At 49.9% G+C, this 8,151-nt stretch carries 7 protein-coding genes; all 7 read right to left on the bottom strand.

What is annotated here, in order from left to right; genetic code table 11:
* Window positions 1–147: 147 nt before the first annotated feature.
* Window positions 148–288, bottom strand: coding sequence for a hypothetical protein (locus C5469_RS21590; protein WP_166310631.1), 141 nt, complete (start codon window positions 286–288; stop codon window positions 148–150).
* A 242-nt stretch (window positions 289–530) separates the two neighbouring features.
* Window positions 531–1,022: an Hcp family type VI secretion system effector gene (locus C5469_RS21585; protein WP_166310629.1), complete on the bottom strand. Its 492-nt coding sequence runs from the start codon at window positions 1,020–1,022 to the stop codon at window positions 531–533.
* A 4-nt stretch (window positions 1,023–1,026) separates the two neighbouring features.
* On the bottom strand, window positions 1,027–2,886 hold the full coding sequence (locus C5469_RS21580; protein ID WP_242689559.1) for an OmpA family protein: 1,860 nt from the start codon (window positions 2,884–2,886) through the stop codon (window positions 1,027–1,029).
* A complete protein-coding gene (gene tssL / locus C5469_RS21575; RefSeq protein ID WP_166310627.1) occupies window positions 2,775–3,440 on the bottom strand; it encodes a type VI secretion system protein TssL, short form in 666 nt (221 codons plus the stop codon). The genes C5469_RS21580 and tssL overlap by 112 nt, the downstream gene beginning before the upstream one ends.
* A complete protein-coding gene (gene tssK, locus C5469_RS21570; protein WP_166310625.1) occupies window positions 3,437–4,786 on the bottom strand; it encodes a type VI secretion system baseplate subunit TssK in 1,350 nt (449 codons plus the stop codon). Before tssK ends, tssL begins: the two co-directional genes overlap by 4 nt.
* Window positions 4,787–4,800: 14 nt before the next feature.
* Window positions 4,801–6,333 carry a type VI secretion system contractile sheath large subunit gene (gene tssC / locus C5469_RS21565; RefSeq protein WP_166310623.1) on the bottom strand — a complete coding sequence of 511 codons (1,533 nt, stop codon included), beginning with the start codon at window positions 6,331–6,333 and terminating at the stop codon, window positions 4,801–4,803.
* 42 nt (window positions 6,334–6,375) lie between these two features.
* The gene (gene tssB / locus C5469_RS21560; protein WP_166310621.1) at window positions 6,376–6,909 is read right to left on the bottom strand and encodes a type VI secretion system contractile sheath small subunit; all 534 of its coding nucleotides are present in this window, start codon (window positions 6,907–6,909) and stop codon (window positions 6,376–6,378) included.
* Between the last annotated feature and the right edge of the window lie 1,242 nt (window positions 6,910–8,151).

The raw sequence follows: 8,151 nt of genomic DNA, 5'->3' as shown, positions 1-8,151 counted from the left end.
CCGGGCTGGTAAATTCAATGGTGTAGCAAAAAGGCTGGCTTAAATATTCCTGCCCGGTAAACGCTAATACATCCAGCGGTGCCTTGTTGCCCCAGACTTTTAATTTATAGCGACTGTGATCAAAGATGACCACTGAGGTTGAAGGGATCATGACTGACTCTCCGTTTCAGTGAGGGTCAGGGGGATTTCAGCCTGTGCCCATATCTGGCAGAGTACCGCTGCCGCGTTCAATGTCTGCGCGCAATAGGGGTGTAAGCGGCACAATAATGAAGTCGATACCGTATCCATATAAGTTCCAGTGTTAATAAGAGGTCAGGCCACACTCAAGGAATAAACCGTTTTGCCATAGCTACCGCACGGCTGAATCTCATCCGTGATTTTTTGCTCAAAATGTGCCCGTCCCCGGGGATTAAAATTATTAGTCTGGAAGGCTCGCCTACCCAGTTCCGGCAATCAACCGGCGCAGCAATAACGCCGCACCGGTTGGATTAAATGGCTGTCATTCCTCCGACATAGCAGCCGATCAGCAATTACGCCTGACTACGCTCATTCCACGCATCCGAGTGAATGATGTTGCCGTCTTTGTACGTCCAAGTGATTTTTTCGTAACGGAACTCAACCTGTTCCAGATGGTTGTGTTTCTCTTTGGCAGGATCTTTGATGTCATGCATCAGCGGCGCCACTTTCACCACCTTCACGTTCTCCAGTCGGGTGTTGAAATATTCCTTCTCCTGACCCGCGTCATCAATTTTGTACCATTTGATTTCCGCTGATTTCAGGGTTTGGCCGGAAGTGACCGCTTTATACAAATAAGGGGTTGAAGCATCGACTTCTTTGGTGAACACTAGCGGCGCGTGCACGCGGGTTCCGGTCAGCTTGCCAGTATTGTTGTCCGTCGGGATATGCAGAGCATGTTCCAGCGCAACAATTTCGATGCTGCCTTCACGGTTCTGTACATCCACAGACCCTTTGATGTCTGCACCGCCGTCATCTTTCAACCACAAATAAGCGGGGATAGCCATAATATTACTCCTGTTTTTGAGTGTGTGATGTCGCCTGCACCGGCGACGTTGTTGTTGATAAAAAGCCTGGTACGGTTTGCGGTCGCTGGCAGGCGACTGCGTCAGGCACCAGACGGATTTCAACTCTGCGGTTGGCAGTACGCCCCACAGCTGTTGAATTGGTGGCGATCGGCCGCGTTGCACCCTCGCCCTTTACGGCGAAGCACGCAGGCGGTATATCGCCGGTGTGTTGTAGCCAGTCGCGTACCGCTTCTGCCCGCGCCAGTGATAGCACCCGGTTTTTCACGGCATCACCGGTAGAATCGGTATAGCCGGTAATCGTAATCAGCCAGCCCGGTTTAGCGCGGATGGTCATCAACGCATTAACTAACACTTTGGTCGAGTCGGCTTTCAGCCTCGCCTGCCCTACCTCAAATAACGCCAGACTGTTTAGGCTGACAGTCTGCGGGATAGCTGCCGTCACCGGCTTTTTCTCCGCTGGCTCAGCCGCGTAAAGGGCAATAGCCGCCTGTAACCTCGGACGTAACCGTTCGCCCTGATACAATCCCAGTCCCAGACGCCACGGCACTCCGTCGCGGTAATATGCCTCAAGCAATTTGTCATCTGCCCTCAGTACCGCTACCGCCTGCGCTCTGTGGCTCTTCTCCTTGATGGCAAGAGACTGATAGTGCAACAGGTCACCCTCTACCTGACGCAATAACCGCCAGTTATGCCAGGCTGAACAGCCCAGCGCAGTCACCCCAGCCAGCAAAAAGAGTCCCATTGCTCTGCGCTGCGCCCGCTGTACCGGTGTCAGCACTGTCCCCATCGGCAACAGGCGCAGTGCCTGGTCCGGGAAAGGCAGTGCTGGGGCCGCTTCCATCGTACCTGACAGGTTGAGCGGATTACCCGCCCCTTTCAGCGCCGTTCTGCTCTGCCACCATTGTTGCCAGAGATGGCCGGTTAACTGGTTAGGTAACGCTGGCACAAACGTTAGCACCATGGCCCATGGCGGACAGGACGGCAGCCCATCCTCCGGGGTTAGACAAGCCGGTAATACGTATTCTTTCATCCAGTCAGCCCAGCCGGTCAGCTCAACCCCGCGTTGAAAACGCACCATCTGTTCGGTCATCTGGCTCTGTCTCAACCAATCCGCTAACGGCTGAAAAGGCATTTTCTCCTGCCAGATCGTGACGGTGGATTGTCCCGCCAGCCACTCAAACCACGTCGGATCAGGCTGTTGCAAGCCATCAGCCAAATAACCGGCCAGCAGTAAAGGCAGTGCAATACCCTGTCGCTGGCGCACCTGAGAAAGCTGCCAGCGCAGCTCCCGTACCCGACCAGCCAGCATCGCCGCATCATGGTATTGCTGCGGGTTGATCACCGCCATCACGCTCAACTGTCCACCCCAGGATGGCCGGGCAGCCAGCAAAGTTTCCACGCTGTCAGTCAGAGACATTCCAGACGGCAAGCACAGCCAGCAGCCCTGCGGCGTCTGACGCAACCACGCCTCACCAAACAAGCTGTCCTGAATGTCGCTGTACACCAGCACCACCGGGTGACGGTCACTTTCCGGTGGCAGCAATGCCGATAGATCATCATGTTGTTTCCGTCGCTGAGATCGTCCGGTATAAAACCCTCCGGTCAGTGTGCAGAGCATAATGATGATTACCCCTACCCACTGGCCTACGGGTGATAAGGGCAACCAGATCAAGCAGAGCAACAGCGCCAGTCCCGCCCCCCATGCCCACAGCCCCCGTTGCAGCATGATACTCATCGTGTCAGCCCCGGTAATAGCGTCGCCAGATACCGGCTCAGCCCCCACCAGACACCGGCCAGCACGACCACCGTCACGACCAGCCGACGGGCAACGGCATACTGCCAATCACCAGACGGAGATACACAATCCAACAGGGGGGAAGATTGAGTTGATCCAAAAGGCACAACCTGTTCATTTAAACGGGTTATCAGTTGTTCCCGAACCAGAGGGGTATCTTCCCGACCGTGGCCTTCGAACCCCAACATCAGCACCCGATGAAAACAGGTCAACACCGCCTTATCAGGAGCAGGCTCATGCAAAACGGTGCGTATCCGCTCATATAATTGGTTGCCCGCTTCCGCAGTATCAAAGAAATAAGCCTGTAACGAGGCGGCACGCCAGGCCGTATACCCCGCATCCTTCGCCCGTTTCAGGATGGTTTCATCCAGCAGGGCGCACTGAGCGTAACTGATATGCTCAATCGCGGACTCGCTGACGCCCGCATCACGCAGTTCCTGCCGAACCCGTTCTATCTCGCTGGTACAGTGTTGCCATACCGTGTCCCCCTGATCCACTGGCACTTCCTGACACAGTGCCGTCACCAGCAGGTAGCTGTTTTGCAGCAGAGCATCAATATCCGGTTGCGGTTTTTTTTGAGTCGATAAATGTGATGAATTCATGTCCGAAGTACCGCAAACAGTTCAAGCTGAATATCACCCAGAATACTAGGCACGTAAAAAGCACAAGCACCCGCCGCCAGCATAGCTTTAGCCGCCGGATGGCTCAGGTCGAGCGCAAAATATTGGTTCTCCAGCCGCAACGGAATCGCCGCCGGCACATGGCTAAGTGCGATCAAAGGGATACCAGTCAATGCCCGGTTAATCATCCGATCAACATCGTCCGGTGCCCCAGCTTTACATAACAATGGAAACCGGGTCTGTAACTGATGCGCCGGCATTGACGAGCGGACCGAAAGATAAAAATCTGCCGCTTCGCACAAGCGGGCATCATGCAAAGTCCCCAGCCACTGCTGTTCTCCCGGTTTTTTCAGTTCAATCGCCACCATCCGCGATGGCAGGCTGGTTTCCAGCAATTGATTTAGCAAGTCAAACAATGGGGGAAACACTGCGCGCAGATTATCGTGCTGATAACGGGGGATCACCCCGGCATCATGGTCCAATGAAAAGGTCAGCAAACTACCGGCAAGTTTGACCATTTCACGGTAGAACAGCTCCGGATGTATATCCGCGTGCGCCAGAAAATCACTCAGTACCGGCTCATAGCTGTTAAGCGCATTGAGCAGCCAAAACAACGACACATCCGCCACGGCAAAATCTGCCATCCGCTCATTGCTTTCACGGCGCATCCCCATCAACCGGGTCTGTTTAGCCCGCAACCGGGTCAGCAACAGGTCGAGCCGGCTTATCAGCCCAGCATTCGCCCCAACACGCAATAATGGCGGCATAAACTGCTCATCAAAGGCCCAGTTACCCTGGGCATCACGCAACAGATGGACGACGGGGCAGGTGAGATATTGTCCGTTTTCCATGCTGTCAAAACGCAGTGATACGGCATAACGCGCCACCGCCATCGATTCACGACAATCACTGAATTCATCCTGTACCGGTACCCACTCCTGTCGGTAACGCACCGGACGGTCAGACTGTTCATCGGGTTTAAGACAATTTCCGCCGTTAGCATACGTGTGCGGCAATGCCAGCAATACCGTGGCCTGTTGCGCCTCGGTTGGCAGAACCGACGCCAATTTTAATACCGGCGGTAACCAGTCAGCGCGATCGGTATCAATCAGCGTTCCATCAGCAAAACGTACACACAGGTGATCAGCCTTTAATTGTCCCAGCGCCAAGGCATCTTTATCAAACACAACAGTTTGCACTCCCCAAGGATGCACCCATCCCAACTGGGCAATACACTGGTTCGTATAAGCCTCCCAGCGGGCCTGCTGCTGAAACTGTTGTGGCGACAAAATGGTCCCCGTTACCCAGAGAGGACGATCAATTTTCATGATGTTCCCCCCACTTATGCTTTGGCTTTCGGCATCTGAGAAACCAGAGACAGGTTGACGTCAAGACCTTCAACCTGGAAATGCGGCACCGCGTACAGTCTGACCCGGAAGAATCCCGGATTGTCATCAATATCTTCAACGATCACCCGCGCTTCACGCAGTGGATGCGAGGCTTGCAAATCGTCAGACGGATCGGTCATCTCCGTCACCAGCGTGTTGATCCAGTTGTTCAGTTCGATTTCAAGCAGACGCCGATCCTTGGTCGTCCCGATGTTCTCCCGCTGGATAAGTTTTAAATAATGGGCAATGCGAGACAGCAAGAAGATATACGGCAAGCGCGCATTAATCCGGCTGTTAGCCGTGGCTTCACCGGTGTCATACAACGCCGGTTTCTGCGTTGAGTTGGCCGAGAAGAAGCAGGCATAATCGCGATTTTTGTAGTAAGAGAGCGGAATAAACCCCAGATTGGCGAATTCAAATTCACGGGTTTCCGGGATCATCACTTCTGAAGGGATTTTAACCTGACTGCCGGTCCCCAAATCGTAGAGGTGGATCGGCAAATCAGTGACCGCCCCACCCGCTTGTGGCCCGCGGATCTGCACACACCAGCCATTTCCGACAAAGCTTTTCACCATGTTGGCCGCAAAGGCAAAAGCGGCATTAGTCCACAAGTATTTATTGTGGTCCGGCCCTTTGACTTGTTCGATGTAATTAAAGGTCCGCACCGGCACCGTATCCGGGCCGTAGGGCAAACGGCCCAATACTCGCGGCAACGTCAGGCCGATATAACGGGCATCATCGCTGTCACGGAAAGATTTCCACTTGATGTATTCAGCGCGGTCAAAGTAGTTACCAATGTCTTTAATTGATGCGACCTCTTCCATGGTTTCCTTGCCGAAGAAAGCGGGGCCGGCAGCCGCAATAAAGGGCATATGTGCCGCTGCCGCCACTTTAGCGATATTGCGTAATAGGGCAATATCCTGTGAGCCGGCACCAAATTCATAGTTGGCAATCACCGATCCAATGGGTTCACCGCCAGGGGTGTCGTATTCCTGAATGTAGGTATGGCGATAGAAACCACTTTGCACAATTTCTGGCGCATCATCAAAATCCTGTTGCAAATCATCTTTCGTCACATCCAGCACTTCAATTTTGACGTTCTGACGGAAATCCGTCCGGTCAACCAGAAATTTCAGGCCGCGCCAGGCTGATTCCACCTGCTGGAATGCCGGGTAGTGCATGACCACATCCAGTTGGCGACTGATTTGGCTGTCCAGTTCATCGATATGCTGATCCAGCAAGGCTTTATCCAGCCGCTTCACTTTTTGCGCCGACTCTTTCAACAGCGAGAGAAAAACGCTGACCGCCGCCGTCACCCGCTCATCGGTTGTCACATCGGCCAAAGCATCATTGTTCTGAAAAAGATCGAAACCATTCAAACGTTCGACCGGCTGTAAATTAATTTTCTTAAATAAAGATTGATAGACGCTACCTTCACTGTGGGTCGTGGTTGCCGCAACAGATGTAGCCTGTTCTTGTACTGCCATTAACTTATCCTTAACTCAAATTTCGTGGAAATAGGGTGATCATCACTCTTGTTGCGGCGCTAGTGCTGCTAGTTCTGTCCGCAGTTCATCGCTCAGCTGGTCATCCTGGAGAATGTGCTCCAGTTCCCGGCGAAACGTGGCGTTGTCAAGCAGGTTGGATTTCAGATCGCGCAACAGATTACGCATAGACAGTAACGCCCGTAGTTGCGGAATTTGCCGGGCTACTTGCTCAGGCTCGAAGTCTTTTATTTGTCGGAAAGCCAGCGCAATATTCGCTTCACTTCCATCACCCGCCAGAGTATTTTCAACCGTCAGGTTAAGGGCGGGGCTGAATTCAGCCAGTACGCTGTCAAAATTATTTTTGTTAATAGAAACCTTGTCTCTTTCCGAGAGAGGTCGCTGTTCCTGTCCGTTGCTGTAATCTCCCATCACCAATAATTTCAGGGGTAATTCCACTTTTTTCTGCGCACCGCCCGTATGCAAATCCAATTTGATATTAATACGGGCTTTGGGGATCTCGTTTTGAAAACTCTGTGCCACAAGTAGCTCCTCAATAATAAAATAAGACGAAAGCATGATGGTCATGCCATAACAGATTTCAGAAATAGAAAACCGGATTCAGCTATTTCCGAACAGGCAATTAGCCGAGCAGAAAATAAGATAACACCGACAAGCCTCGTCGAAATGAATAAAGGCATGGACCCGACAATCTATTTCTTTGATGAAACGATTTTGTAAACATAATTAAATAAAATCAAGATAATTTTAATCAAAAAGCACTTTTTGATTAAAACCAATAATATGTAAATTCCAGTAAAGAAGAGAAAAGAAATATTAATTATAAACCAAAAATAAACGAGATTTGATTTATTTTAATAAAACATTGCCTTTATTTTAATAACATGAATCAGATTGTTTTCTCTGTTACAACAAGATTACTCATGGATAAAAATAATATAATTATTTGATTTTTATTCAATTAATTATGCTATTTATCACTATAAACATTCCATTTTCAACCTGGAAATTTAACAGCAAAAAATGAGTAAAAAAGAATGATTATCAATTATATTATGCAAATGAGAATAAATTCAGTTGTACATGTTGAAACAGGGAAGAAATATAATAATCTTCAAAAAAAACCAGATAGGTTAATGAGAATATTATTACGATATCCTCTAAATATATTTTTCCTTAATTTTCTATATTAGAAGCGCTACTCTTAATTACCTTCGCACCTCTATAATGAGACAAACAAGTGTGAAAATGATGTAAATTAAAACCACCGCAAAGTAAACCCTCTGCCAATTCAAGGTTGTCACTGCACAGATTATTTGATTTCATAAGCTATATTTAAAAAAGGAATAATATGAGAAACTCCCCCAGCAATTTTCTGCATCTATTTAAATGAAAATATTTGCGGACTATGAATGAAAACAAAACCGTAATTCTTTGTTACTCAAATGCCCGCATTTTAGGAAATTAATTCGAAGACCGGTCAAGACTTGCGGATAAGATTGCCCCCATCCGCCGAATGAAATGTCATTACATTACAAAATAGTGATGTAATGACATAGAAATTTAAATAATTAATTCAACAATATAGGAGCTGGGCGGATTTTCCCTGTGCAGAAAGTAACTTTACAGCCTTCTTGTCGAAAGAGACGAAAGTTTCTCCTCCGAGCCAGCTACCATCTTTACCTCCAAAGGGTACTCCCGCCGACATCAGGCGGGAGGGGAATTTGGACGGGCTTGAAAAGCCCGTAGAATCATCAGCCACGCTGATGTTGAATGTATTGTTTCACCACTTCCAGTGGT

The sequence above is a fragment of the Photorhabdus cinerea genome (genome assembly GCF_011189575.1).
In the GTDB taxonomy this organism is placed as follows: Bacteria; Pseudomonadota; Gammaproteobacteria; order Enterobacterales; family Enterobacteriaceae; genus Photorhabdus; species Photorhabdus cinerea.
This window is presented reverse-complemented; position numbering and strand designations above follow the sequence as displayed.

Bases quoted from the DNA above. Each gene is read 5' to 3' on its own strand.
- C5469_RS21590 (WP_166310631.1), bottom strand. From the start codon at position 288: ATGGATACGGTATCGACTTCATTATTGTGCCGCTTACACCCCTATTGC.
- C5469_RS21585 (WP_166310629.1), bottom strand. From the start codon at position 1,022: ATGGCTATCCCCGCTTATTTGTGGTTGAAAGATGACGGCGGTGCAGAC.
- tssL (WP_166310627.1), bottom strand. From the start codon at position 3,440: ATGAATTCATCACATTTATCGACTCAAAAAAAACCGCAACCGGATATT.
- tssK (WP_166310625.1), bottom strand. From the start codon at position 4,786: ATGAAAATTGATCGTCCTCTCTGGGTAACGGGGACCATTTTGTCGCCA.
- tssC (WP_166310623.1), bottom strand. From the start codon at position 6,333: ATGGCAGTACAAGAACAGGCTACATCTGTTGCGGCAACCACGACCCAC.
- tssB (WP_166310621.1), bottom strand. From the start codon at position 6,909: ATGCTTTCGTCTTATTTTATTATTGAGGAGCTACTTGTGGCACAGAGT.